Origin of the sequence: Mycobacterium lacus, assembly GCF_010731535.1 — a bacterium.
Taxonomy (GTDB): Bacteria; Actinomycetota; Actinomycetes; order Mycobacteriales; family Mycobacteriaceae; genus Mycobacterium; species Mycobacterium lacus.
Genome location: NZ_AP022581.1, coordinates 4372276 through 4399191, shown reverse-complemented (window position 1 = coordinate 4399191; position 26916 = coordinate 4372276). Strand labels below are relative to the sequence as shown.

Annotated in this window: 17 protein-coding genes; 5 read left to right on the top strand and 12 right to left on the bottom strand. The window is 67.1% G+C overall.

Annotated elements, in window-relative coordinates; translation table 11 throughout:
• Position 1: 1 nt before the first annotated feature.
• The 8 genes from mtnC to G6N24_RS20185 all read right to left on the bottom strand — a co-directional run bounded on the left by mtnC (position 2) and on the right by G6N24_RS20185 (position 8788).
• Positions 2–691: an acireductone synthase gene (mtnC, locus tag G6N24_RS20220; RefSeq protein ID WP_085163182.1), complete on the bottom strand. Its 690-nt coding sequence runs from the start codon at positions 689–691 to the stop codon at positions 2–4.
• A complete protein-coding gene (locus G6N24_RS20215; protein ID WP_085163181.1) occupies positions 688–1263 on the bottom strand; it encodes a 1,2-dihydroxy-3-keto-5-methylthiopentene dioxygenase in 576 nt (191 codons plus the stop codon). The genes mtnC and G6N24_RS20215 overlap by 4 nt, the downstream gene beginning before the upstream one ends.
• Positions 1260–2900 (bottom strand): S-methyl-5-thioribose-1-phosphate isomerase, encoded by a 1641-nt coding sequence (mtnA, locus tag G6N24_RS20210; protein WP_085163180.1) that lies wholly within the window; start codon positions 2898–2900, stop codon positions 1260–1262. The genes G6N24_RS20215 and mtnA overlap by 4 nt, the downstream gene beginning before the upstream one ends.
• Before the next feature lie 11 nt (positions 2901–2911).
• Positions 2912–4291 carry a cytochrome P450 gene (locus G6N24_RS20205; protein ID WP_085163179.1) on the bottom strand — a complete coding sequence of 460 codons (1380 nt, stop codon included), beginning with the start codon at positions 4289–4291 and terminating at the stop codon, positions 2912–2914.
• A 33-nt stretch (positions 4292–4324) separates the two neighbouring features.
• Entirely contained in the window at positions 4325–5290 is a 966-nt protein-coding gene (locus G6N24_RS20200; protein WP_085163178.1) for a GNAT family N-acetyltransferase, read from the bottom strand.
• A gap of 6 nt (positions 5291–5296) precedes the next feature.
• Positions 5297–5998 (bottom strand): TenA family transcriptional regulator, encoded by a 702-nt coding sequence (locus G6N24_RS20195; RefSeq protein ID WP_085163177.1) that lies wholly within the window; start codon positions 5996–5998, stop codon positions 5297–5299.
• 50 nt (positions 5999–6048) lie between these two features.
• Positions 6049–7164, bottom strand: a complete 1116-nt coding sequence (locus tag G6N24_RS20190) for a DUF3419 family protein (RefSeq protein WP_085163176.1) — start codon at positions 7162–7164, stop codon at positions 6049–6051.
• Between the two features lie 868 nt (positions 7165–8032).
• Positions 8033–8788 carry a L,D-transpeptidase gene (locus G6N24_RS20185; RefSeq protein ID WP_085163175.1) on the bottom strand — a complete coding sequence of 252 codons (756 nt, stop codon included), beginning with the start codon at positions 8786–8788 and terminating at the stop codon, positions 8033–8035.
• 164 nt (positions 8789–8952) lie between these two features.
• Here G6N24_RS20185 and G6N24_RS20180 point away from each other — a divergent pair, with 164 nt between their 5' ends.
• Positions 8953–9897, top strand: a complete 945-nt coding sequence (locus G6N24_RS20180; protein WP_085163194.1) for a LysR family transcriptional regulator — start codon at positions 8953–8955, stop codon at positions 9895–9897.
• Positions 9898–9963: 66 nt separating this feature from the next.
• On the opposite strand, the gene oxc is transcribed toward G6N24_RS20180, so the two are convergent.
• Positions 9964–11655 (bottom strand): oxalyl-CoA decarboxylase, encoded by a 1692-nt coding sequence (gene oxc / locus G6N24_RS20175; protein WP_085163174.1) that lies wholly within the window; start codon positions 11653–11655, stop codon positions 9964–9966.
• 279 nt (positions 11656–11934) lie between these two features.
• Here oxc and G6N24_RS20170 point away from each other — a divergent pair, with 279 nt between their 5' ends.
• Positions 11935–13494 carry a FadD7 family fatty acid--CoA ligase gene (locus tag G6N24_RS20170; protein ID WP_139822650.1) on the top strand — a complete coding sequence of 520 codons (1560 nt, stop codon included), beginning with the start codon at positions 11935–11937 and terminating at the stop codon, positions 13492–13494.
• Here the strand turns inward: G6N24_RS20170 and G6N24_RS20165 are convergent.
• Together G6N24_RS20165 and G6N24_RS20160 are read right to left on the bottom strand one after the other, a co-directional pair.
• Complete coding sequence (locus G6N24_RS20165) at positions 13447–13962, bottom strand: DUF2231 domain-containing protein (protein WP_085163172.1); 516 nt, start codon at positions 13960–13962, stop codon at positions 13447–13449. The two genes, G6N24_RS20170 and G6N24_RS20165, sit on opposite strands and share 48 nt — an antisense overlap.
• A 36-nt stretch (positions 13963–13998) precedes the next feature.
• Positions 13999–16146, bottom strand: a complete 2148-nt coding sequence (locus G6N24_RS20160; protein WP_085163171.1) for an elongation factor G-like protein EF-G2 — start codon at positions 16144–16146, stop codon at positions 13999–14001.
• On the opposite strand from G6N24_RS20160, the gene G6N24_RS20155 reads away from it, so the two are divergent.
• A complete protein-coding gene (locus tag G6N24_RS20155) occupies positions 16145–16939 on the top strand; it encodes an SPFH domain-containing protein (RefSeq protein WP_085163170.1) in 795 nt (264 codons plus the stop codon). The genes G6N24_RS20160 and G6N24_RS20155 overlap by 2 nt on opposite strands.
• Here the strand turns inward: G6N24_RS20155 and G6N24_RS20150 are convergent.
• Positions 16923–17330: a TIGR03668 family PPOX class F420-dependent oxidoreductase gene (locus tag G6N24_RS20150; protein WP_085163169.1), complete on the bottom strand. Its 408-nt coding sequence runs from the start codon at positions 17328–17330 to the stop codon at positions 16923–16925. The two genes, G6N24_RS20155 and G6N24_RS20150, sit on opposite strands and share 17 nt — an antisense overlap.
• A gap of 210 nt (positions 17331–17540) precedes the next feature.
• Here G6N24_RS20150 and G6N24_RS20145 point away from each other — a divergent pair, with 210 nt between their 5' ends.
• Both G6N24_RS20145 and G6N24_RS24985 read left to right on the top strand, forming a co-directional pair.
• Entirely contained in the window at positions 17541–20843 is a 3303-nt protein-coding gene (locus tag G6N24_RS20145; protein WP_163745576.1) for a PE family protein, read from the top strand.
• A 60-nt stretch (positions 20844–20903) separates the two neighbouring features.
• Positions 20904–26903 carry a PPE family protein gene (locus tag G6N24_RS24985; protein WP_407938672.1) on the top strand — a complete coding sequence of 2000 codons (6000 nt, stop codon included), beginning with the start codon at positions 20904–20906 and terminating at the stop codon, positions 26901–26903.
• Positions 26904–26916 lie beyond the last annotated feature (13 nt).

Here is a 26916-nt window from a genome sequence, read left to right as displayed (position 1 = left end):
GTCATCCTCCTATCGCGAGATCGACATCGGCGAGCGAGCCGACCCACCTGTGCGGAGGCCGTGGCGTATAGGGTTCCCCCGGCCGGGCCACACCCAGTACCGACCAACCCGCGGCCGCGGCGGCGTCCAGTTCGTCGGGATGATCGGTCACAAAGAGGATCTGGTCACCCGCCAACCCGATCACCCGAGCGATCGTCTCGTAGGACGAGACCAGGCGCTTGCCGCCGGCGTTGGCCAGATCGAACCAGCCACCGACCAACGACGCCAGCTCGCCGCCTCGGGCATGCGCGAACCAGTCTTGTTGATTGCGAACCGAACCCGACGAGAACACGTAAAGCGCGATGCCAGCATCATGCCAGGCCCTCAGCGCGGGCGATACGTCGTCGAAGAACTCGCCGTGCAAGGCGCCGCTACGGAAGCCCTCAGCGCAGATCAAACCTTGTAGGGTCTTCAGCGGTTCGGCCTTCACATCCGAATCCAGCCATTGACACAGGGTTTGGGCGATCTCGGCCGAGCCGGCCTCAGGTAGCACGGCCAATTCTCGCGCGCCGGCGATCACGGCGTCCGCGGCGCCGCCGACGTTGTCGATCAGCCACTGAGCAAGACGCTGCCGGGTGTATTCGAAGAGAGCGTGTACCGAGCTGGTCGGGCTGGTGGTCCCCTCGATGTCGATGACGATCGCGGCGATCATGTTAGGACAAGTTCATCGAGCGTCGGAAACCGTTCCCCGATACCGTCACCGGTGAAGTCGCCGATCCAACCGTCCTTCCCCTCGAAGAACCGGATCACCACGAAATCGGGTCGCATGCCCATGTCGAACCAGTGCGGCGTGCCCGCCGGCACCGACAACAGGTCACCGCCCTCGCAGACCACCGCCACCACCTCCGGACCCAGATGCAGATAGAAGCAGCCCCGGCCGGCGACGAAGAAGCGCACCTCGTCTTCGGCGTGCCGGTGCTCGGAAAGGAACCTCCCGCGTGCGAGCCTGGCCGATTCCGGCCAGCCAGGGTCGTCATCGTCGGGCTGCAGCCGGGCCACGTCAATATGTTTATAGCGCTGATCGGCATTGAGTTCGGCGATGTAGTCGGCATAGTCGGTCAAGATCTGGCCCGGCGGCGTTGCCGCGCCGACGGCGGGCGAGGCCGGCCAACGGTCGAAGACGATGTTGCGCTTGGCAAGTTCGGCGCCGATCTCTTCGACATCGCGAGTACGCAGCCGCACGCAGGCGGAATCGCTGTCGGCCATCACCTGTACCAGTGTCACGCGGGCACCTTCGCGGCGAGCTCTGCTCCGATCTCGCGGCGACCGGAGAGCGTCACCAGCTCGCACATCGCCTCCAGGCACTCGACGCGATCGCGGGCCTGGGCGAGGTCGACCCCCCAAGCCGTAATGCCGTGACCGGCGATGACCAGCACCGGCGGGGCATCGGGGTGCTCGGTCAAAAAGGTTTCGATGTCGACGCCGATGCGCGAGACGTCGGAGTGGTTGCGGAACAACGGAATATCGATCGTTTCCGATGCGCCCAGCCCCTTGATCAGCTCGTAGCCGCCGAACCGCAATGTCTGTGCCGCGCCGAGGGATTGGGCGGTGGCATGCGGCGGGTGCACGTGGACGACGGCACCGGCTCCGGTGGCCCGATAGATGGCGGTGTGAATGGCGGTCTCCGCTGAGGGACGTCGCGTGCCCGACACCAGGCGGGAGTCGATAATGCTCACCGTGACGATGTCGTGGGAAGCCAATTCCCCCTTGGACAGTCCGCTGCCGGTGATCTCCGCGGTGTCTCCGGTGCGAACCGAGATGTTACCTGCCGTCCCGGCCATCCAGCCCCGTGCATACAACCCGCGCGCGACGTCGATGATCTGGTGGGCAACGGCATTCGGGGCATTTGCCCTCATGTCCTGTCCGACGACACCGTTCTCGGTAACGACGGCCGTGACCAGATCCGGTGGGGTGACGTCGAATGCGGGATTGAACACCGCGGTGCCTTCGGGGGCGGCCGGGGCGCCATTGAAGTGAGTGATCTCGGCGGCCGCCCGCTCCTCTACGACGATGTCGAGTCCGGTCGCAGTGGACGGGTCGCGCGTCGATTCGGGCGCGACCACGACGAACGGTATGTCGTGACGGTGCGCCGCCAGCGCCAGGGAATAGGTACCGATCTTGTTGGCCACCGCGCCGTCGGCGGCGATGCGGTCCGCACCGACGATGACGCAGTCGACGTGGCCGCTCGCCATGGCCCACGCCGCGGCCGAATCGATGGTCAGTCGGTGCGGGATGCCGGCTTCGGCCAGCTCCCACGTGGTCAGCCGGGAGCCCTGCAGCAGCGGGCGCGTTTCATCTACCAGGACACTGTCGATCTTGCCGCGGGAATGCAGCACCCGCAGCGCACCGATCGCGGTGCCGAACGCGGTCGTCGCCAACCTCCCGGTATTGCAATGAGTCAGGATGCGCAACGGCCGACCGGGACACAACCGCTCAACAAGATCGGCCGCGTGGGTGGCGGCGGCCCGGTTCACCTGAGCATCCTCGGCCAGCATCCGTAGCGCCTCGTCGAGCACCGCTTGGGATCCTTGCGGCAGCTTGGCCAGCGCCCGCTGCACACCCCAGCGCAGGTTCGTCGCGGTTGGCCGCGCCTCCGCGATGCGCGCGGCCTGCCGCCTCACGTGCTCGGCATCCGCGTCGTCGCCAACAGCGGCCTCTGAGGCGGCCTCTGAAGCGGCCAACGCCACCCCAAATGCCCCGGCGACCCCAAGCATGGGCGCACCCCTGATAGCCAAAGTCGTGATCGCCTCGATGAGTTCGTCGACCGTCGCGATCCGCAGCTGCCGCAACTCGTGCGGCAACGCACGCTGGTCGACCGTCGTCACCGTCCCGTCCACCCAGGCGATCGAACTCTCAGTCATGTGACACCTCCCTAGCCCCAGCTGCGGGCGTGGTCGAGCTCGAGCGTCGCATCCTTGGACGCATATCCATTGCGGGAGTTGGCCGACCGGCGGTGCACCACGGCGCGCCCGCCATGAGCCGGCGCGTTGGTGACACCTCGAAAATGGACCGGCTCGCCTGGAGCAGAAGACGGAGCCAGCTCGAACTGGCGCAGCAGCATCCGCAGAACGATGGTCATCTCCATGTTTGCGAACGCGGCGCCGATGCAACGATGCACGCCTCCGCCGTAGGTCACCCATGTGTAACTGTCTGGTGGTCCATCCGCGAAGCGGCTGGGGTCGAACCGTTCTGGATCCTCGTAGCTGCTCGACGCATGGTGGGCGGTCCAAATATCGCCGACAACGTGATGCCCCTTCGGGAGCACCCACGGGCCCAGGCGCATCTGTGTTTCCACGCGTCGACCGATGAGATTCAATACCGGCCTGCAACGTTGCACCTCCCAGATCGTCGCCTGCGCCAGCGCCGTTTCGCCGTTGTCCACCTCGTGGACAAGTTGCGCCAGGACATCAGGGTGCCGGCGCAACCGTTCGACAACCCACGCCAGGGTGGTGGCAATCGTTTCGTGTCCGGCCACCAGCAGCGACAGCAATTCGTCGCTGATATCAGCGTCACTGATTGGTGAACCGTCGTCGTAACGAGCCCGCAGCATCAACGCCAGCACGTCAGTTCGTTCCTCGAGGTTGGAATCCGCGCGAGCCTCAGCGATCAGCTGGGCGACCAGCTCGTCGTAACGCCGGCGAGCCGATTGCACTTTGGCCCATGGACTCCAGGGGCCAAGGTCGCGCCGCAACCATCCCGGAGCGACGGTCATGCGACTAGCGAGAAGAATCGTCCGCGGCGCCAAGTGACGGAGCTCATCGAAAATGGCGCCGTGCGCGCCGAAGACCGCGCGCAAGATGACGTTGCCCGTAATCGATGTCATTGATGGCAGGGTCTCGAATTCGATTCCCTCGGGCCATGTTTGGACCTCGCGCAGGAACTCTTCCTCGACGATCGTCGAGTATGTCTCCATGCGTTTGCCGTGAAACGGCGGTACCAGCAGTTTGCGACGCTCACGATGCTTGGCGCCATTCATGCTGAAGGTCGAGCCCGGCCCCAGCATCCGGCCAAGGGTCGTTGGCCGGCGGACGAGATCGCTGCCGGATGTGAAGAGTTCCCTCATCAGCGACGGGTCGCTGACGACAAGCGAAGGACCGTAAACCGGTAGGTTGAGGCAGTATCCGGATCCATACCGCTTGGTCAACCACGACCGGGCGCGCTCCATCGCGAAAACGTATGCCAACGCCTGAATCAGACGCGGCACTTTCGGACCCGCGGGCAACCGAATCGCATCAGTTGTGGCTTCCGCCATCGCAATGTCCTTTCGTGGTTGGCGTGGAGGCCCTCAGATCTCCGCGGTGTTGACGCTCCATCGCGCCCCCGCGGCCAGGCTTGAACACCCATAGATCGTCGCGGGGGCCACCACCGTTTCCGCGATGCCCAGATGGGCAAGGAACGCGTCGGTGTCGGCTGCCGGGACGGCGACGAACAAGGCCGGGTTGCCGTGGTTGGCCGCCACTGGCAGCGCAGTCCGTATGAGCGCTGCCCCGCGCTCGGGGGCGCGGTAGGCGAAGTCTGACAGGTGCGCGCTTCGCAGCTCACCGTTGTCGGTGAGGAGGCGTTTGGCGTTGCGGGTGTCTTCCAGCAGGCCGCACGCCGAGCCGTCCGGCAGCATGAGTGCGGTCGGGGTTAGCTCGGAACGCCGCGTCGCGTCGCCGGCGGGCACGGCGTAGTGGCCTTGTGTCCATCGCCGGTAGGACTCCGCGGCAGCCGCTGGGGATACCGGGTGGGCGGTGTGTTCTGCGGTGGCGTGGGAGGGCTGGCAGGTGGGGATGCGCAATACGGTGATGCGGGCGAGCTCATGGAACGCAGGCATGCCGAGCCGGCCGGAGTAGGCCGTCGGTGTCTGGGCGGTGCCATCCATCACCACGCAGAAAGCCCCCTCGGCTTCGCTGTGCTTCTTTGCTTCTCTGAGAACGGCCACGCCGAGCCGCAGAATGGTTCGCCCGCCCTGCTCGGCCGGCAGGATCTTCAAGTCCCCGACATACGCGGAGCGCTTCAGGTGCCCGTCGGGGGTCCGCAGCGGTCGCAGGGCGATTGCCACGGTGCCCATCACCCGGCCGTCGCGCTCGGCCACGAACACCATGGCCTCCTCGCCCATCGCGCTGAAGAACCGTGTGTAGTCGGCGCCATGCGAGATTCGGAAGGTGCGACCCGGACCCAGCGGGTAGCTGAACTGCTCCTCGAAGATCTCCAGCGCCCGGGCCAAGTCGGGCGGCGGCGGACCCTGAAGCCTGTGAACGACGGTCACAGCTGCTCAGCCGTCGAGGGTGTACAGGTCGGTGTAGAGGCGGTTGAAGACGTATGCGCCCAGCCGCAGGCCGCGGTCGACAGCGGCGCGGGTGCCGGGGTCGTCATAGCTGGGTTCGACGAGGACGAAAAAGTCCTCGGCGTGCTGCTCGTCGATCTCCGCATGAAGTGCGTAGTGCACCAGATCGTCCTCGGCGACCCAGCCGCGCTCCACGACGGCCGAGCCGATCGTGGCCGAGATCCCGGCGAAGGCATGTTCGATGATGCCCAGGCAACTGGTCCCCACCGCCAGATCCTCCATCGTGCACACGGAGGTCAGGACGCTGTTGAACGCGTGAACCTGAGGGGATGGGACCAGGGCATCCAGGCGCTCGGCATCGTCGCTGCCGATGCTGGCCAGGAACTGCCGGAACGTCGCGTGGTGGAAGGCGTGCGGCTTGAAATCGCCGTGCTCCTCAAGGATGTTGCTCAAAATGCCGAGCCGCTGGCCGGGTAATTCCATCCGGGAGATCAGCGCGGCCATCGGCCGGGCGAAGTAGGTGACGGCGAAACCGAACTGCTCCTGGCTGACGCGGAAATGGTCCAACGTCATGCTGCCGTCGACCAGTGTGGTCAGATATGGGTTAGCCGCGATTCCTACACCGGTAAGAATCTGCTCGGCCCGCTCCGTTACGCGCGGGGCCTGGGTGAGATATTCGGTCGTGGGCATAGTTCTCCAATCGGGGTGGGTGTTCAGGGAGAAATCTGGTTCGAGCACGGTCAGGGCCGCGCACCGACGTGCAAAGCCCGGTAAAAGAAGCTGCGGTCCCGGTCGTGCAGCTCTTCGGCCACCGGGTCCCATCGGAACTCCGGGCCGCAGCCGCGCACATCCAACGTCGAGTTCAGCTGGCGCACAACCACAATGCCGCCCGGCCGCAGGGCCTGCCAGGCGCGCTCCAACGTCACCCGAGCCTGTGCGGGAGAGAGCCAATCGAGGATGTTCGACAGATGAACGATGTCGAACCCGCCGGGCGGAACCGCTGCGAGTGCCTCATCCATGGTGTCTTGCGCGAAGGTGACCTCTGGCAACCGCAGTACTGGCGACTCCTGGGCAAGCCACGGCACCGTGACGCTCGGGTAGCGCCCGGCCAGCAGCTGCCACAGGTAGGGATTGTCTGCCGCGGGCTGGGTTGCCAGAAGATGCCGGGTCCGGCGGGCGAAGTGCCGGGCGAACGGCTCGACACGGTTGGCCGTCGCCCCCTCACCGAATAACTCCACCAGGATGTCCAGGTCGAACGCCGCATCGTAGGCGCGGTCCAACGCCTCACCGAGGGCCGTATCGGGAGCAACCAGCCGCGACTGCTCGACCGGATTGCGCAGCGCCAGAACGCCATCCAATTCGTCGCGCCACTCCGCGAGCTCGTGCCGCAACGCGGCGAACAGCCACTCGTACCGGCCGCAGAAATCCGGGCCCTGCGTGGCAACCTCTTGCACCGGACCCAAGGCATCGGGCTCCAGGTTCAACGCGGCGAACACCGACTCCAGTGCGGTGTGACGCTGGGCCGCCGGCATCGGCGTGTGTCCGAGCAACCGCATCCGTTCTGGGCTGCTGGCCGTCTCCAGCAGGTACAGCTTGAGCCGGGCCAACGCCAGTTGCGCGGGGTTGGCGTCGACCAGATGCAGCAAACCCACGCCCGGAGAGGCCGCCAGTGTGGCGGCGGTGCACCCACCGGAGGCCGTCAACGCGATCCGCAACGCCTCGCCTCGCGTCCGGTGCTGCCGCGACGCAAGCCACACGTCCTGCAACGCGTCCTCACGGACCTGAGCGAATGCCACCGGCAAGCGGCGCGCCCGTGTCACCCATTCCAGCCGTGGCGGTGCGTCCTCAGAAATCATCGATTCCTCAATTCTTCTTATCACCTCGCGCCCCAGGAGCCTTTCCCGATCCGGTGAAGACACCGGGCTTCACAAATATCCCAATACCGCGCGATTTAGACACATGCGATCGACAATTTCGCAGGCTTGTGAATAGTAGATAGCGCGCGCCGATGGCGTCTGTCCCCCGCCCGCACGGGAATGTTGTCCCCTGATTGGTGGACCTAGCTGTCCTCCCGCTATCGTCCCTGGTGGGATAGGCCAAATTTACTACTACGCGGGCATCGAATTTGACGAAGGTTCAAGGTAGGGTGCGGCAATGCGCGCCATGACTCCTACACGTACCCTCGCCAATTGTCGGCGGGTGCGAGCCCATGCTCGGCCAGTATTGCTCGCACTGTCCGCGGGCGTGTCCTACGGTTGTTGGGCCGCATTCGCCCACTTCCGTTCCGGCCTCGACGTCGCGCTACACGCCGGCCTGACGCAAGCGGCGCTGAGCCTGACCGCGACTCTGGTGCTGGCGATGGTGCTCGAACGACTATTTCGATGGCCGTCAAATCCCGTACACGGCTTCTGGTTAGCCGCCTTGGGGAATTCCACGTTGACGGCATCCTGGCTGGTTCTAGGCCACGTGGTGGCGGGCACATCGGATATCGCAATAACAATCGCACCGAGTCTGATCGTTGGCATCGCCAGCAATTTCGCTTATAGCCGTGTGCTGCTCGCCGAAACGAGGCGAAACGCTAGAGCGTCCGAAAAGTCTGAACGGCCTTCTGCCGCTGCGTGTCCAACGTAGTTTTACCGCACGCTTGCGATGTGTGTGTGCGCGCGTCGGCAGCGGGAAACCACCCAAATAGTGTGGCAGCGTGACGGTTTCGAGCCACGGCGGCTATGCGACCACCTGGATGGGATCGCCGACGCTGACCATGTTGAAGTACCACGCGGCGTTGTCCGGGCTCAGGTTGATGCATCCGTGGCTGACGTTGGCGTAGCCCTGCGAGTTCACCGACCAGGGGGCCGAGTGCACGTACACGCCGCTCCCGGTGACGCGGACCGCGTACGACGCCGTGATCAGATACCCGTCCGGGGAGCTCAGCGGGATGCCGATGGTCCGCGAGTCCATCACGACGGTGCGCTCCTTCGACAACGCGGTGAAGTTACCGACCGGCGTCGGGCGGCTGGGCTTGCCCATCGACGCCGGCATCGTGCGGAGCACCTCGCCGTTGCGGCTGACGGTGAAGGTGTGCGCGGAGATGTTGGCGACACCGAGCAGCGCGTCGCCCGTCTCGAAGCCGTCCGTCAGTTCCTGCACTCCCACCGACACGTGGGTGTGGGCGGGCCAATAGCGGTCCGGAACCCACTGCACGACATTGTCATCCACCCATTCGAAGTGCCCGGGAATGCCCGCCGGCGAGGTGACGTGGATGACCCGCTGCGCGGCGCGGCGGTCGGTGACCGGCGCGGTGAAAGTCACCACCACCGGGTGCGCCACGCCGACCGTCGCGCCGTTAGCCGGCAGGATCGAAGCAACGCCGGGAATCGGGCGGGGAACCGGGACCGCGGCCATACTGGGGCGGCCCGCGCCCGCGATCGCCATGACCGTGATCGCAGTCATAACAAACAGATAACTAACCGCTCGATGCATGGCGTCCACCCTTCGAGATGGTGCGATCAACACACGGTATTCTACTGGCTGTCTACCCACTACCCGTCGTAGCAAACATCGTCCCGGTAGCCCGGTTGGCCGTCGTGGCGGTCGAGTAGCGGTAGTCTCAGCGAGACCGGTGCCCGAGTGCCGAGGAGGTGCGGGTGCTCTTCCGTCAACTGGAGTACTTTGTCGCGGTCGCCCGAGAGCGCCACTTCGCCCGGGCCGCCGAGCAGTGCCACGTGTCGCAGCCCGCGCTTTCGGCCGCGATCGCCAAGCTCGAACGCGAACTGAACGTCACCCTGATCAACCGCGGGCACAGCTTCGAGGGCCTCACCCCCGAGGGCGAGCGGTTGGTGGTGTGGGCCAAACGGATTCTGGCCGAGCACGATGCGTTCAAGGCCGAGGTGGACGCCGTGCGGTCCGGGATCACCGGCACGCTTCGGCTGGGCACGGTTCCCACCGCCTCGACGACGGCGTCACTGTTGCTGTCGGCCTTCTGTGCCGCACATCCGTTGGCCAAGGTGCAGATCCGTTCCCGGCTGGCGACCACCGAACTGTACCGGCGGCTGCGCGAGTTCGAACTCGACGCCGTCATCGTGCATCCCGCGCCCGAGGACGCCCACGACGTGGACCTGGTGCCGCTTTATGAGGAGCACTATGTGTTGCTGGCGCCGGCGGACATGCTGCCCCCGGGTGCCTCGACGCTGGTCTGGCCGGAGGCCGCACAGCTCCCACTTGCGTTGCTGACACCGGACATGCGGGACCGGCAGATCGTTGACGCAGCCTTCGCGAAGCACGGCATCACCGTGCGCCCTCAGGTCGAGACCGATTCCGTCGCTTCGCTATTCGCACAGGTTGCCGCGGGCGAGTGGGCGTGCATCGTGCCGCACACCTGGCTGTGGACCGCGCCGCTCTCGGGGCCGATGGCCGGTGAGATCCGCGCGGTGCAGCTCGTCGATCCGGTCCTGACAGCACAGATCGCCCTGGCGACCAACTCGGCCGGACCGGGATCGCCCGTTGCCCGCGCTCTCGCCGCATGCGCGCAACAGTCGGGGCTCGACGAGTTCTTCGAGGCTCGGCTGCTGGGAATCACCCGTCGGCGCTGACCGGCGAGCAGACGCAGAATCGCACGCGCGATGTCCGCGCCGTGCGATTCTGCGTCTGCTCGCGGGCTAACCCCTTGGCGCGCTGGTGGGGTTGAGGCTCGCTAGGTGTCCGCTTTCCACCCCGGCGGACGGGTCCAGTTCGCAGTCGATGATCGACGGCCCGCCAGACGCGAGCGCCGCGGTGAGCGCCGCCGCCAGCTCGGGTGGCGTCGTGACGTGATATCCCTTGCCGCCGAACGCCTCTGCGATCAGCTCATGGCGCGCTCGCGCGTTCAGCACGGTCGGTGCCGGATCGTTTCCGGCCGCCTGCTCGTCGCCGCGGTAGACACCGCCGTTGTTGAGGATGACGACGGTCACCGGCAGCCGGTAGCGGCAGATGGTCTCGATTTCCATGCCGCTGAAGCCAAATGCGCTGTCACCTTCGATCGCGACGACGGGCCGCCCGGTTTCCACGGCCGCGGCGATGGCGTAGCCCATGCCGATGCCCATCACCCCCCAGGTTCCGGTGTCGAGCCGGTGACGCGGGACCGCCATGTCGATGACGTTGCGCGCCAAGTCCAGCGCGTTGGCTCCCTCGTTGACCACGTAGACATCCGGGTTCCGTTGCAGCACAGCGCGAATGGCGCCCAGCGCGTTGTAGAACCGCATTGGGTGCGGATCCTCGGCCAGGCGCTCTCGCATCTTGGCGTTGTTGCGGGCCTTACGCTCGGCGAGTTCGTCGGCCCAGGCGGTGGGCGAGGCGACCGGGCGGGCGGCCATGCCGTCGAGCAGCGCCGCCATCACCGAACCGATGTCACCCGCCAGCGGCGCCACGATCGGCTGATTGCTGTCGAATTCCGCTGCCGCGATGTCGACCTGGATGAACTTGACGTCGGCCGACCATTGTGGCGACTCTCCGTGGCCCAGTAGCCAGTTCAGCCGGGCGCCAACCAGCAAGACCGCGTCGGCCCGGGCCATTGCCAGGGAGCGGGCCGCGGCCGCCGACTGTGGATGCGAGTCGGGCAGTAGCCCCTTGGCCATCGACATCGGCAGGAAAGGCATGCCCGTCTTCTCGACGAATTCCCGAATCGCGTTGTCGGCCTGCGCATATGCCGCGCCCTTGCCGAGCACGATCAGCGGTCGCCGCGCGTGGGCGAGCACATCCAAGGCGCGATCGACGGCCTCGGGTGCGGGCAGCTGGCGGGGTGCCGGATCCACGACCCGCCATATGGTGCCGGAAGCTATCGAGCTGTCCAGGGTCTGGCCCAGCACCTCGCCGGGGATGTCGAGGTAGACGCCGCCCGGCCGGCCGGAGATCGCGGTGCGGATCGCGCGGGCAACGCCACGCCCGATGTCTTCGACTCGGCCGATCCGGTAGGCGGCCTTCGCGAACGGCCGCGACGCGTTGAGCTGGTCGAGGTCCTGGTAATCACCGCGGTGCAGATCCACGATCGGGCGCTGGCTCGATCCGGAAATCTGGATCATGGGAAAGCAGTTCGTGGTGGCGTTCGCCAGCGCCGGCAGGCCGTTGAGGAAGCCGGGGCCCGATGTCGTCAGGCACACGCCGGGCCGGCGGGTGAGGAACCCGGCGACGCCGGCCGCGTAGCCGGCCGAGGTTTCCTGACGGAAGCCGATATAGCGGATTCCCGACACCTGCGCGGTGCGGGCGAGATCGGTGATCGGGATGCCGACGACCCCGTAGATGGTGTCGATCTCGTTGGCCCTGAGCGCGTCCACCACAAGGTGGAAGCCGTCGGTCAGTCGCGACGATGTGGTCATGGTGCCGACTCCTCGGGTACGGGTGATGTGCCTCGGTCATCACTGTCGTCCGGTGCGCCGGCCGTGTCCAAGATCGGGTCCCTATTCGGCGATTCACGCCGTTTATCGACGGTGATCAACCGCTCATCCAGGGTCAATAGCCACCGGCTATTGACCGTTAGCGGATCGGTATTGGACAAAGGACGTTGGCCACCGGCATGGTGCTGTCTGGGTGCCTCACGGTGCGGGCGTCGCACCGGAAACACCCGGAAGGAGCGCACCGTGACGACGTCCGACCCCATCACCACCGGCCCGGTCGTAGCCGACCCGCGCGTCGCGGATCTGGTCGAGTCGGCGGCGACGCGCCTGCCGGAGGCCGCGGCGCTCGTTGTCACCGCCGAGCGCATCGAGGTCGCCTATCGTGACTTGGTACACCTGGTCGCCGACCTGGCCGGGCAGCTGACGCGGGCGGGCCTGCTGCCGGGTGACCGGGTGGCGCTGCGCGCGGGCAGCAACATCGAGTTCGTCGTCGCGTTGTTGGCGGCGTCACGCGCCGACCTGATCGTGGTCCCGCTGGATCCGGCGCTGCCCGTCGGCGAGCAACGGGCCCGCAGCGAGGCCGCGGGAGCAAGGGTCGTGCTCGTCGACAGCGAGAACGCCGGAGACGGCGCCGAGCCGACGGTCCGGTGGTGGCCGGTCGCGGTGAGTGTCAGCCGACACGGCGCCCCGTCGGTGCGCCTGGACGCGGGCAGCGAGCCGAACGCCGTCACGTCGACGCCCCAGGGGCTGCGGCCCGACGACGCCATGATCATGTTCACCGGCGGGACGACCGGGCTGCCCAAAATGGTTCCCTGGACCCACGCCAACATCGCCGGCGCGGTGAGGGCCCTCGTCGCCGGCTACCGTCTGGGCCCGCGGGACGCGACCGTCGCGGTGATGCCGCTGTACCACGGCCACGGGCTGATCGCCGCGCTGTTGTCGACCCTGGCGTCCGGCGGGACGGTGCTGCTGCCCGCTCGGGGACGCTTCTCGGCGCACACGTTCTGGGAGGACATCGACGCCGTCGGGGCGACCTGGTACACCGCGGTGCCGACGATTCACCAGATCCTGTTGGAGCGCGCCAAGCTCGATCCGGGCGGCAAGCGGGCGAAGCTGCGTTTCATCCGCAGCTGCAGCGCACCGCTCACTCCGGAAGCGGCGCGGGCGCTGCAAGCCGAATTCTTCGCACCCGTGGTGTGTGCATTCGGAATGACCGAGGCCACTCACCAGGTCGCAACCACGGGCATCAATCAAGACGAAAATCCCGCTGAGACAACCGGTCTCGTCGGCCGGTCGACCGGACCGGAAATGCGGATCGTCGGCTCCGACGGAATGCCCCTGCCGGCCGGCGCGGTTGGGGAGGTCTGGCTGCGCGGCCCGACCGTGGTGCGCGGCTATTTGGGTGACCCGAAGATCACCGCCGCGAACTTCACCGACGGTTGGCTGCGCACCGGTGATCTGGGGTCGCTGTCGGAGGCGGGCGACCTGAGCCTCCGCGGCCGGATCAAGGAACTCATCAACCGCGGCGGTGAGAAGATCTCGCCGGAGCGCGTCGAGGGCGTGCTGGCCAGCCATCCCAACGTGATCGAGGTGGCCGTGTTCGGTGTCCCGCACCCGATCTACGGAGAGACCGTCGCGGCGGCGATCGTGCCCCGTGAGACCACCCCGCCGACCCCGGAGGAGCTTACCGAGTTCTGCCGGGAACGATTGGCGGCCTTCGAGATTCCCGCCAGCTTCCAGGTGGCGAGTGAACTGCCGCATACCGCGAAGGGTTCACTCGACCGCCGCGCCGTGGCAGCACGGTTCGGCCGGCACGCGTAAAGCTTGAGCCGACGTGACGGGTCCCCAGGCGGCGCGTGCACCCGATTCGCCGACGCGATAGGTCTGCGCCAGCGTGGCCACCGCGGCGGCGATCACCAGCACCGCGACCACGGCGTGCACCGCGAATGTCACCGAACGTCCACGCGCCGTGCGGAGGTGGACGGCGGCCAGCACGGCGACCGTCGCCACGAGCGCGGCCACCATGTAGATCAGCGTTTCGCCGAGCTGCCGATGGTGCACGATAGCGGGCGACGGTTCCAGCTTGCCCTGCAACCACACGCCCGTGTTCGCGGTCGGCGGCGTCAAGACGAGGGTGACCACGGCCAGCATCAGGACCAGCCAGATCAGTCTTCTTCGCGCCGCGGGCCATAGCGCACAGATGACGGCCAGGATCGCCGCCAATGGGCCCAGCGCAAGGACGAAATGGTTGAGCAGTATGTGGGTGGGCAGTCCGTTGAACGTCGACATGAGCCTCGGGCGGTGTTTGCAAAGGGTCAGGCCTCGTCAGGCCGAGGTCTTCACCCGGGCCGCCGCGGACTCCGGCATGGGTTCATAGCGGACAAACGAACGGGTAAACGACGCGGCCCCGTGCGCCAGTGAGCGCAAGTCGATGGCATACCGGGTCAGCTCCACTTGGGGCACTTCGGCTTTGACCACCGTGCGCTCGTGGCCCGCTGCCTCGGTGCCCAGCACCCGACCGCGACGCCCGGACAGGTCGCCCATCACCGCGCCGACGAAATCGTCGGGTACCAGCACCGTGATCTCGTCGATCGGCTCGAGCAAGACGACCTTCGTCGCGGCCGCCGCCTCCCGCAACGCCAGAGCGCCGGCCATCTGGAACGCGAAATCCGAGGAGTCGACGCTGTGGGCCTTGCCGTCGAACAGCGTGACCCGGATGTCGACCACCGGGTAACCGGCGTGCACCCCCTTTTCCATCTGCGCGCGGACTCCCTTCTCCACACTGGGGATGAAGTTCCGCGGCACCGCCCCGCCCACCACCTTGTCGACGAACTCGAACCCGGAGCCCTCCGGCAGCGGCTCCACCTCGATGTCGCACACCCCGTACTGGCCGTGTCCGCCCGACTGTTTGATGTGGCGGCCATGGCCTTTCGCCTTGCCGGCGAGGGTTTCTCGCAGCGGCACCCGAAGCTCGATCGTGTCCACGGTGACGCCGTACCGGTTGGCCAGGGCGTCGAGGACGACGCCGGCATGGGCCTCGCCCATGCACCACAGCACGATCTGATGCGTCTCCTGGTTCTGCTCGATCCGCAGCGTCGGGTCTTCGGCGGCCAACCGCCCCAAACCGACCGACAGCTTGTCCTCGTCGGTCTTGGCATGCGCCTGGATCGCGACCGGCAGCAGCGGCTCGGGCATGGTCCAGGGTTTCAGCACCAGCGGCTCGGACTTGTCCGAGAGCGTGTCGCCGGTTTCGGCCCGGCTCAGCTTGCCGATTGCGCAGATGTCGCCCGCCACCACCTGCGCCGCGGGACGCTGCTGCTTGCCGAGCGGGAACGACAGGACCCCGATGCGTTCGTCCTCGTCATGGTCGGGGTGGGTGGTGCCATGCCCGTTCGACCCGCCGAAGAACGACGCAAAATGGCCCGACACGTGAACCGTCGTGTCGGGCCTGATGGACCCGGAAAACACCCGGACCAGGCTGACCCTGCCGACGTATGGGTCCGATGTCGTCTTCACCACCTCGGCCAGCAATGGAGCGTCGACGGCACAGGCCACCTTGGCGTGTGCCGCCCCTTGCGGCGTAAAGACCTCCGGCAGTGGATGTTCCATCGGAGACGGGAATCCGCGGGTGGCGACCTCTAGCAATTCCAGGGTGCCGACGCCGGTGCCGCTGCACACCGGGATCACCGGGAAGAACGAAGCCCGCGCAACGGCCTTCTCCAGATCCTGGGTCAGCACCGACTCGTCGATCGCCTCGCCGCCCAGATAGCGCTCCATCAGGGACTCGTCCTCGGACTCCTCGATGATTCCCTCGATCAGTGTGCCGCGCGCTTCCTCGATCCGGTCGGCGTCCGAGGGATCCGGCGGGCTCGTGGTCCGCCCGCCGTCGGCGTACGTGTAATGCGTCTGCGACAACAATCCGATGAGGCCGTCACCGGTCGGCAGGTAGAGCGGTAAAACCTTGTCGCCGAACGCGTTTTGTGCGGCTGCCAGCGCCTCTGGGTAATTCGCCCGGGCGTGGTCGAGCTTGGTGATCACCACGGCGCGGGGCATGCCGACCTGGGCGCATTCCTGCCACAGGGACTTGGTTGGCTCGTCGACGCTTTCGTTTGCCGCGATCACGAACAGCGCGCAATCCGCGGCTCGCAGCCCGGCCCGCAGCTCGCCCACGAAGTCGGCGTACCCGGGTGTGTCGATGAGATTGACCTTGATGCCGTCATGGGACAGGGACGCCACGGCCACACCCACCGAGCGCTGTTGCCGGATCTCCGCCTCGTCGAAGTCGCACACCGTGGTGCCATCGGCGATCGAGCCCGGTCTGGACAGCACCCCAGCCGCAACCAGCAGGGCCTCGACCAGAGTGGTCTTGCCCCCGCCGGACGGCCCCACCAGCACCACGTTGCGAACGGCGTCCGGACCGTCCGCGGTGGGAGCGACTCCCGCGCCCTGCGAAGGATTAGCTCTGTCCGCCATGAATTTCCTCCAGTTCTACCGGGTTGCTTCGCGCGGTGCGTTCTCGCCCACAGGACGACGTAAGCAACTTTTCCCCGAACCGCCGCCCAACACAAGGCCACCGCCGGCGAACCCGCCGTTGTGCGGACCGGCGCTCACCTGGTTGATTCCGGTAGCCGATCGCCTGAAAAAGGTGAACATGCAGATCATCACGATGCCCGTGCCCGCGCAGGACGGCATCACCCGCGACAACGTCACGGTCGCGTGGATGCGGTCATCTATTTCAAGGTGTCGGATCCGTGCCGGGCGGCAGTGGAACGTGCAGGACTACATGTCAGCAATCGGGCAGGTGGCACAAACTTCGCTCCGATCGATCATCGGCAAGAGCAACCTCGACGACTTGTTGTGCAATCGTGAGGGCCTCAACCAGGGCCTGGAGTTGATGATCGACAGCCCGACGCTGGGCTGGGGAATTCACATCGACCGAGTCGAAATCAAAGACGTGGTGCTGCCCGATTCGATGAAGAGGTCGATGTCGCGTCAGGCCGAGGCTGAGCGTGAGCGACGAGCTCGGGTGATCACCGCCGACGGCGAGCTGCAAGCCTCGCGGAAGCTGGCCCAAGCGGCCAAGGTTATGGCGCAGGACCCGGCCGCGTTGCAGCTGCGGCTGCTAGAAACGGTGGTCGAGGTTGCCGCAGAGAAGAACTCGACGCCGGTACTGCCGTTCCCGGTCGCATTGCTGAGGTTCTTGGAACAGGCAACACCGCCCAGATCCGCTGTTCCGGCGAAGGCGCCCGCTAAGCGTGCCAGTTAGCCCAGCGGCGCACCATGACCGCGATCACCGGACCGTTCAACGGAACCGATTGATACTGGGGGTATTTGGCGCGTAGCAGCCGATATCCGGTCCGCATCGCCTCGTCGTCGCGATGAACCGTGGCAACGCCGTCGGCCCGGACCCACCACAGCTGGGTCCAGTCGTCGGCGTAGTGATCGACCAGCAGGCTGACCTGTGGATTGTTCTCGATGTTGGTCAGGCGGCGCAGCCGTCGCGTCGTCTTAGGCTTCGCATCGACAGCGGTGTAGACGGCGTCGTCACCGACAGCAAAAACCACCGGCACCAGATGCGGGGCTCCGTCGGGCGTGACGGTGGCCAGTCGCGCCACCGGTGACCGCGCGAATCTGACCTTCGGGTCGAATTCCGCCACCGGGCCAGCCTAGAGGCGCCGGGCCGCGGCTAAGCGGGTAACCCAGCACCGCAGTGGCGTGGTGCTCCGCGGTGACGTATCACGAACCGGCGATTGCCAAAGCGTATTCGGTTGCAGAAAACACCGGTTGTCAATTGCTGCGCGGTATTACTATCCGCATTTGCCGGGTGCGGTGTGACCCGTGTGGGTCACCGTATTAGGAGGTGGCCCATGTCGCTGGTGATCGTGGCGCCAGATATCGTGGCGGCGGCGGCAATGGATTTATCAAGTATTGGGTCGACGCTCGGGGCGGCCAATGTCGCCGCGGCGGTCCCGACCACGGCGGTGCTGGCCGCGGCTCAAGACGAGGTGTCGACGCAAATCGCGGACCTGTTTTCCGTGTTCGCCGCCGACTACCAGCGGGTCGCTGACTTTGCGGCGACGTTTCACAACCAGTTGGTGCGGTACCTGAACGCGGCGGTGGGCTCTTATGTCAATGCGGAACTCGTCAACGCTTCGCCGCTGCAGGCCGTGCAGCAGGGTTTGCTGAACGCTGTCAACGCGTCCACCCAGTCGCTGGCCGGGCGCCCGCTGATCGGCAATGGCGCCGACGGCGCGCCGGGGACGGGGCAGGCCGGCGGGGCCGGCGGGATCTTGTGGGGTAATGGCGGCAACGGCGGGTCCGGTGCACCTGGCCAGGCCGGCGGTGCCGGCGGGGCGGCCGGGTTCTTCGGCAACGGCGGCAACGGGGGAGACGGTGGGCTCGGCGCGAACGGTGGCGCCGGCGGGGCCGGGGGGATCGTGTGGGGGTTCGGTGGCAACGGCGGGGTCGGTGGGTCCGGTGTGGCAGCCACGCCAAGCATGCCCGCGGTGGCCCCGGGCAGGGGCGGCGACGGCGGCAACGCGGGCTGGTTCGGCAACGGGGGGGCCGGCGGGGCGGGCGGGGTCGGCGCCCACGGCACCGACGCTGTCAACCCCGCCCCGGCCGCCCCGGCCGTCAAAGCGGGCAACGGCACTCCGGGCATGCTCGATCCGGTCCACGGTGACAACAACCCAGACGGCGGTAACGGCGTCTCCGGCAGTGCCGTCGGGCAGGCCGGCGGCAACGGCGGCAACGGCGCCGGCTCCAACACCCAAAGAGTCGCCGACCCAAGTAGCCCAACCGGTGTTTCCTCCTACCACGGCAACGGCGGCAATGGCGGCATCGGCGGTAACGGCGGACCCGGTGCGCCCGGCGGCGACGGCGGCGACGGCGGCTATGGCTTGAACGGAAACGGTAACAACGTGGCCGGCGGGCAGGGTGGTCGTGGCGGCGACGGAGGCGCCGGTGCGCCCGGCGGCGCCGGGGGTCGTGGCGGCGACGCCAACTTCAACGCCGAGGGCAGCTCCGGCCAGCTGTTCGGCGGCTCCGGCGGCGACGGCGGCGACGGCGGCATCGGTGCGCCCGGTGGCCCCGGCGGCAACGGGGGTCTCGGTAATGACGCCGGCGGCGCCGGTGGCGCCGGTGGCCGTGGCGGCGACGGCGTCAGCGCCACCGGCATCGCCGGCACTGGCGGCGCCGGTGGCAACGGTGGCCGTGGCGGGTTGTTCTTCGGCGACGGCGGCGACGGCGGCGCCGGCGGCGCCGGTGGTGTCGGTGGCGCCGGCGCCCCAGGCGGCGCTGGTGGGACGGGCGGCAACGGCGCTCCCGGCGCCGGCGCCAACTTCGGCGGCCAGGGCGGGGACGGCGGCGACGGCGGCAACGGCGCGCCCGGTGGCGCCGGAGGTGTGGGCGGCAATGGCGGCGCGCACGGGCTGATCGGCCAATCCGGTGCCGGCGGGGTCGGCGGGGCCGGAGGCGCCGGCGGTCATGGCGGGGCCGGCGGCGCTCCTGGGGTCGGCGGTATCGGGGGCAGCGGCAACAACGGTTCGAGCGGCGGCGGCGGCACCGGCGGGCAGGGTGCGCTCGGCGGTGCGGGCGGTGCCGGCGGCCAGGGCGGTATTCCTGGTGCCACCGGCGCCACCGGCGCCACTGGCGCCGACGGCGGCTCCTTGATCTCCGGCGCCGGGCAGAACATGCTGGCCGCGGTCAACGCGCCCACCCAGGGGCTGCTAGGGCGTCCGCTGATCGGCAACGGCGCCAACGGGTTGGCGGGCACCGGGCAGGCGGGCGGGGCCGGCGGGATCTTGTGGGGCAACGGCGGCAACGGCGGATCCGGCGCACCTGGCCAGGCCGGCGGCGCCGGCGGGGCCGGCGGGCTGTTCTTCGGCAACGGCGGCAACGGCGGGGCCGGTGGGGTCGGCGGCAACGGCGGCGCCGGCGGGGCGGCCGGGTTGTTGTGGGGTTACGGCGGCAACGGCGGGGCCGGCGGCGACGGTGCGGCGGCCACGCTCAGCGCGCCGGCGATGCCCGCGGGCAACGGCGGCGACGGCGGCAATGCCGGGTGGTTCGGCAACGGCGGGGCCGGCGGGGCCGGCGGGATCGGCGCCCCCGGCGCCAACGCGGTCAACCCCACCGCCGCCACCCCGATCGGCAAAGCGGCCAACGGTACCCCGGGCTTCCATTCCGGTTTTCCCCTCCTGGCCAACGCCGGTAACGGCGCTGACGGCAATGCGGTTGGGCAGGCCGGCGGCAACGGCGGCAACGGCTTGGGCTCCAACGACCAACCCATGAGCATTGACACCTCCATTAACACACTCTTCAACGGCGGCAACGGCGGCAACGGCGGCAACGGCGGCCCCGGCGCGCCCGGCGGCGACGGCGGCGACGGCGGCTACGGCTTCGGCGGCGACGGGGTCACCGTGACCGGCGGCCGCGGCGGTGACGGCGGCAACGGTGGCGCCGGTGCGCCCGGCGGCGCCGGCGGCCGCGGCGGTGACGCCAACTTCAACGGCTTCAATACCTCCGGCCCCCTCATCGCCGGCGACGGCGGCAAAGGCGGGAACGGCGGCCTCGGTGCGCCCGGCGGCCCCGGCGGCAACGGCGGTGTCGCACACGACGGCCCCTTTAACAACGGCGGCGTCGGCGGCCGTGGCGGTGACGGCGTTAGCGCCACCGGCACCGCCGGCACGGGCGGCGCCGGCGGTAACGGCGGGCATGGCGGGCTGTTCTTCGGCGACGGCGGTGCCGGCGGCGCCGGCGGAGTCGGCGGCGTCGGTGGTGCCGGGGCGCCTGGCGCGACCGGCGGTGCCGGCGGTCTCGACGGGCCCGGCCTATTCCAGGCTCGGGGCGGCGACGGCGGCGACGGCGGCGACGGTGCGCCCGGTGGTGCCGGCGGCGCCGGCGGCAATGGGGGCGGGCGCGGACTGATAGGCCACTTCGGGGCCGGCGGGGTCGGTGGGTCGGGCGGGGTCGGCGGGGCTGGTGCCGCCGGCGGGAACGCCGGCGTCGGCGGCAATGGCTTGAGCGGCGTCGGCCACGGCGGCAATGGTGGCGACGGCGCGCTCGGCGGTGCCGGCGGCGCTGGTGGCCTCAGTGGCGACGGCTCCGGCGCCGCCGCCACCGGTGCCACCGGTGCCGCCGGCGCCGACGGTGCCAGGGGCGCCGACGGCTGACCGTGGGATATGAGACCGAAGTGATGCCTCACTGCGGTCCAATCCCGTGAGGACGGTGTCATGAACTTCGCCGTGTTGCCACCCGAGGTCAATTCGGCGCGGCTATATCTGGGTGCCGGGTCGAGGCCGATGTTGGTGGCTGCGGTGGCCTGGGATGGGCTGGCAACCGAATTGGCATTGGCGGCGGCCTCGTTCGGGTCGGTGACCACCGGGCTGGGGGGCGGGTCCTGGCAGGGCCCTGCGTCGATGGCGATGACTGCTGCGATCGCACCCTATCTGGGGTGGTTGAACACGGCCGCGGCCGAAGCCGAGCGGGTGGCCGCCCAGGCCCGGGTGGTGGCGGCTGCGTTTGAGGCGGCGCAGGCAGCGACGGTGTATCCCGGGATCGTCGCGGCCAATCGCGCCCGGCTTGTGTCGCTGGTGATCTCAAATCTCTTCGGGCAGAACGCCGCGGCGATCGCAGCCACCGAGGCTGCCTATGAGCAGATGTGGGCCCAGGATGTTACCGCGATGGCTGGCTATCACGCGGGGGCGTCGGCGGCCGTCTCGGCGTTGACACCTTTCACCCAGCCGCTGGCGAACCTCGCGAGGCCAGACGCCTCCGCAGCGGCCGCAGCCGCGACCGCCCAAGCTGCGGTCACAAGCTCCCTGAGCGACGCGACCTCTAGCCTGGGCTATGCAAATGTCGGCGGCGGCAACCTGGGCAGCGGGAACGCCGGGGTCGTCAACGTCGGTGTGGGGAACTTGGGCAGTTACAACGTCGGCGCGGGCAACCTGGGCGACGACAACTTTGGCTTCGGGAATGCGGGCAGCTACAACGTCGGTGTCGCCAACACCGGGTTCAGCAACCTCGGCTTTGCCAACACCGGCGACCACAACGTCGGCGTCGGGCTGACCGGCAGCGGTCAGGTCGGGTTCGGCTCGCTGAACTCGGGCAGCCACAACATCGGCTTGTTCAACTCGGGCAGCGGCAATGTCGGTTTGTTCAACGCGGGCAGCGGGAACTTCGGTGTGTTCAACTCGGGCAGCGGAAACTTCGGCATCGGTAACGCCGGCGTCGCCAACACGGGCTTGTTCAATGCCGGCGACGTCAACACCGGCATCGCCAACCCGGGCAGTTACAACACCGGCAGTTTCAACACGGGCAGCACCAATACGGGCGGCTTCAACCGGGGTAGCTACAACACCGGTTATTTCAACGCCGGCAATTACAACACCGGTGTGGCAAACACCGGCAATTTCGACACCGGCGCCTTCATCTCGGGCAACATGGACAACGGCTTCTTCTGGCGGGGCGACAACCAGGGCCTGCTGGGCCTCTCCTACGCGATCGATATTCCCGGCATGCGCATAGACTCACATTCTGTCATACCGGTAAATGAAGGAATGGTCCTTCCGGGCAGCGTGATTGAATTTCCATTTGCCAGCCCTGATATCCAGCCATTGTCGCTCGCCATCCAGCCATTCTCGATCACGACTCCCACGGTGACAATCGCCGTGGGCGGGCCGACGACCGCGATCGATATTGCGGTCAGCGCCAGCGTTGGCCCGGTCAGGGTCCCGATCATCGATATTCCCGCGAGGCCGGGCTTTGGGAATTCGACGGCCGGCCCGTCGTCGGGTTTTTTCAACACCGGCGCTGGCAGCGCGTCGGGCTTCGGCAACATCGGCGCCAACAACTCGGGCCTGTGGAACGCCGGGGGGTTCGGTAGCTCCGGGTTTGAAAACATCGGTGCGCTGTCCTCGGGTGTGGCCAACATCGGCACCGCGGTCTCGGGTTTCTACAACGCGGGCCCGCCGGACCTCGTGACGGCGGCCTTCGGCGCGGGCGTGGCGAACATCGGCGCCAACTTGCCCGGTGCGGGAACCGCGGGGTTCAACTTGGGCTTGGCCAACGTCGGCGGCGGCAGCGTGGGCGGCGCAAACACCGGGGTTTTCGATATCGGCGTGGGGAACTTGGGCAGTTACAACGTCGGCGCGGGCAACCTGGGCGACGACAACTTTGGCTTCGGGAATGCGGGCAGCTACAACGTCGGCGTCGCCAACACCGGGTTCAGCAACCTCGGCTTTGCCAACACCGGCGACCACAACGTCGGCGTCGGGCTGACCGGCAGCGGTCAGGTCGGGTTCGGCTCGCTGAACTCGGGCAGCCACAACATCGGCGTGTTCAACTCGGGCAGCGGCAATGTCGGTTTGTTCAACGCGGGCAGCGGGAACTTCGGTGTGTTCAACTCGGGCACCGGAAACTTCGGCATCGGTAACGCCGGCATCGCCAACACGGGCTTGTTCAATGCCGGCGACGTCAACACCGGCATCGCCAACCCGGGCAGTTATAACACCGGCAGTTTCAACACGGGCAGCACCAATACGGGCGGCTTCAACCGGGGTAGCTACAACACCGGTTATTTCAACGCCGGCAATTACAACACCGGTGTGGCAAACACCGGCAATTTCGACACCGGCGCCTTCATCTCGGGCAACATGGACAACGGCTTCTTCTGGCGGGGCGACAACCGGGGCCTGCTGGGCCTCTCCTACGCGATCACCATCCCGGAAATCCCCGCGCACGCCGACGTGAATATCCCGATCAACATACCAATCACCGCCACTTTCACCGACACCCTGTTCAGCGGAACGCGTCTGGACTTTGCATTCATCGGCGACCTCGCTTCCATTGATATCCCAGCCAACCGGGTAACCGGTCCCACGCCGGTAGTCACCGTGGGTGGGCCGACTACTGCGATCGATATTGCCGCCACCGCCGGTTTCGGCCCCATCCGGGTCCCGATCATCGATATTCCCGCGAGGCCGGGCTTTGGGAACTCGACCGCCGGCCCGTCGTCGGGCTTTTTCAACACCGGCGCTGGCAGCGCGTCGGGCTTCGGCAACATCGGCGCCAACAACTCGGGCCTGTTGAACGTCGCCTTCGGGGGATTCGGCAGCTCCGGGTTTGAAAACATCGGTGCGCTGTCCTCGGGTGTGGCCAACATCGGCACCGCGATCTCGGGCTTCTACAACGCCGGTCCGCCGGACCTCGTGACGCCGGCCTTTGACTCGGGCGTGGCAAACATCGGCGCCAACGTCACTGGCGTGCTGCGCGACAGCGCGGGCACCACACTGTTCAATTTGGGCCTGGCCAACCACGGCGGCCCCAACGTGGGGTTCGCAAACGTCGGCGGCTACAACGTGGGCAACGCAAACTTCGGCAGCGCAAACTTCGGAGCCGCCAACATCGGCAGCGGCAACGTCGGCAGCGGCAACGCCGGGGTTTTCAATATCGGCTTGGGAAACCTGGGCAGCTACAACATCGGCCTGGGGAACTTGGGCGACGACAACATCGGCTTCGGCAACGCGGGCAGCTACGACCTTGGCTTTGCGAACGCGGGCAGCTACAACGTCGGCGTCGCCAACACCGGGCTCAACAATCTCGGCTTTGCGAACACCGGCAACAACAACGTCGGCGTCGGGCTGACCGGCAGCGGCCAGGTCGGGTTCGGCTCGCTGAACTCGGGCAGCCACAATATCGGCTTGTTCAACTCGGGCAGCGGAAATGTCGGTTTGTTCAACGCGGGCAGCGGGAACTTCGGTGTGTTCAACTCGGGTACCGGAAACTTCGGCATCGGCAACGCCGGCATTGCCAACGCGGGCTTGTTCAACGCCGGCAACGTCAACACCGGCATCGCCAACCCCGGCAGCTACAACACCGGCAGCTTCAACACGGGCAGCTTCAATACCGGCAGCCTCAACAAAGGTGACTACAACACCGGGTATTTCAACACCGGTAATGTTGACACCGGCGCTTTCATCTCGGGCAGTTACAGTAACGGCTTTATGTCGACGGGCGACTACCAGGGCTTGATCGGCGGCCTCGACCTCGAACTCACTATTCCGGTCCCCACGAGCCTGGACGTCAATATACCCATTGATATACCGATCACGGCCAGTATCGGAAACATCATCCTTGAGCCCTTCATAATTCCCGCATTCAATGCCCACATTATTGGGGTTCCGCTTTTATCCGTCGGCCCGGTCTTCGTCTTCGACATTACGATTGTCGGCCCTGTGATAACCGGCGTCATAGGGGGACCAAACACTGCGATCGATATAAGCGCCGACGGTGGTCAGATCAGGATCCCGATCATCGACATTCCCGCGACGCCGGGCTTCGGGAACTCAACTACCAGCCCGTCGTCGGGCTTCTTCAATACCGGCCCCGGTCCCGTCTCGGGCTTCGGCAACGTCGGCACCAACGTTTCGGGCTTCTTCAAGTCCGGCTCGGGAAGCTTAGGAAGCTCGGGCTTTGCAAACCTCGGCGCGCTGGAATCGGGCATGGTAAGCGTCCGCAACAACGTCGCCGTCTTGCTGCCCCACGGCTTGGCCGACGCACCGTTCAATTTGGGCTTCGCCAACCAGGGCAGCGGTAACGTCGGCGGCGGCAACGCTGGGGTTTTCGATATCGGCTTGGGAAACTTGGGCAGCTACAACATCGGTCTGGGGAACCTGGGCGACGACAACATCGGCTTCGGCAACGCGGGCGACTACGATCTTGGCTTCGGGAATGCGGGCAGCTACAACGTCGGCGTCGCCAACACCGGGTTCAACAACCTCGGCTTTGCCAACACCGGCGACAACAACGTCGGCGTCGGGCTGACCGGCAGCGGCCAGGTCGGGTTCGGCTCGCTGAACTCGGGCAGCCACAACATCGGCTTGTTCAACTCGGGCAGCGGCAATGTCGGTTTGTTCAACGCGGGCAGCGGGAACTTCGGTGTGTTCAACTCGGGCAGCGGAAACTTCGGCATCGGTAATGCCGGCGTCGCCAACACGGGCTTGTTCAATGCCGGCGACGTCAACACCGGCATCGCCAACCCGGGCAGTTATAACACCGGCAGTTTCAACACGGGCAGCACCAATACCGGCGGCTTCAACCGGGGTAGCTACAACACCGGTTATTTCAACGCCGGCAATTACAACACCGGTGTGGCAAACACCGGCAATTTCGACACCGGCGCCTTCATCTCGGGCAACATGGACAACGGCTTCTTCTGGACTGGTAGTAACCAGGGCCTGTTTGGTCTTGACGTCGCGTTGACCATCCCCGAAATCGGCCTGAACTTCGGCATAGATATCCCCATAAATATACCAATCCATGTCGACGGCAGACAATTAACGCTCAACAATTCCGGCACGCCTGGCGGCCACAATGTGTTCATTTTTCCCGTCAACATCTTTCCCCTGGGCACTATCGGTCTCATCAGCGGCTCGCCCATCACGGTCAACCTTCCCACAATCGCGATCGCCGTGGGCGGGCCGACGACCGCGATCGATATTGCGGTCAGCGCCAGCGTTGGCCCGGTCAGGGTCCCGATCATCGATATTCCCGCGAGGCCGGGCTTTGGGAACTCGACGGCCGGCCCGTCGTCGGGTTTTTTCAACACCGGTGCTGGCAGCGCGTCGGGCTTCGGCAACATCGGCGCCAACAACTCGGGCCTGTGGAACGCCGGGGGGTTCGGTAGCTCCGGGTTTGAAAACATCGGTGCGCTGTCCTCGGGTGTGGCCAACATCGGCACCGCGGTCTCGGGTTTCTACAACGCGGGCCCGCCGGACCTCGTGACGGCGGCCTTCGGCGCGGGCGTGGCGAACATCGGCGCCAACTTGCCCGGTGCGGGAACCGCGGGGTTCAACGGGCTTGGCCAACGTCGGCGGCGGCAGCGTGGGCGGCGCAAACACCGGGGTTTTCGATATCGGCGTGGGGAACTTGGGCAGTTACAACGTCGGCGCGGGCAACCTGGGCGACGACAACTTTGGCTTCGGGAATGCGGGCAGCTACAACGTCGGCGTCGCCAACACCGGGTTCAGCAACCTCGGCTTTGCCAACACCGGCGACCACAACATCGGCGTCGGGCTGACCGGCAGCGGCCAGGTCGGGTTCGGCTCGCTGAACTCGGGCAGCCACAACATCGGCGTGTTCAACTCGGGCAGCGGCAATGTCGGTTTGTTCAACGCGGGCAGCGGAAACTTCGGTGTGTTCAACTCGGGCACCGGAAACTTCGGCATCGGTAACGCCGGCATCGCC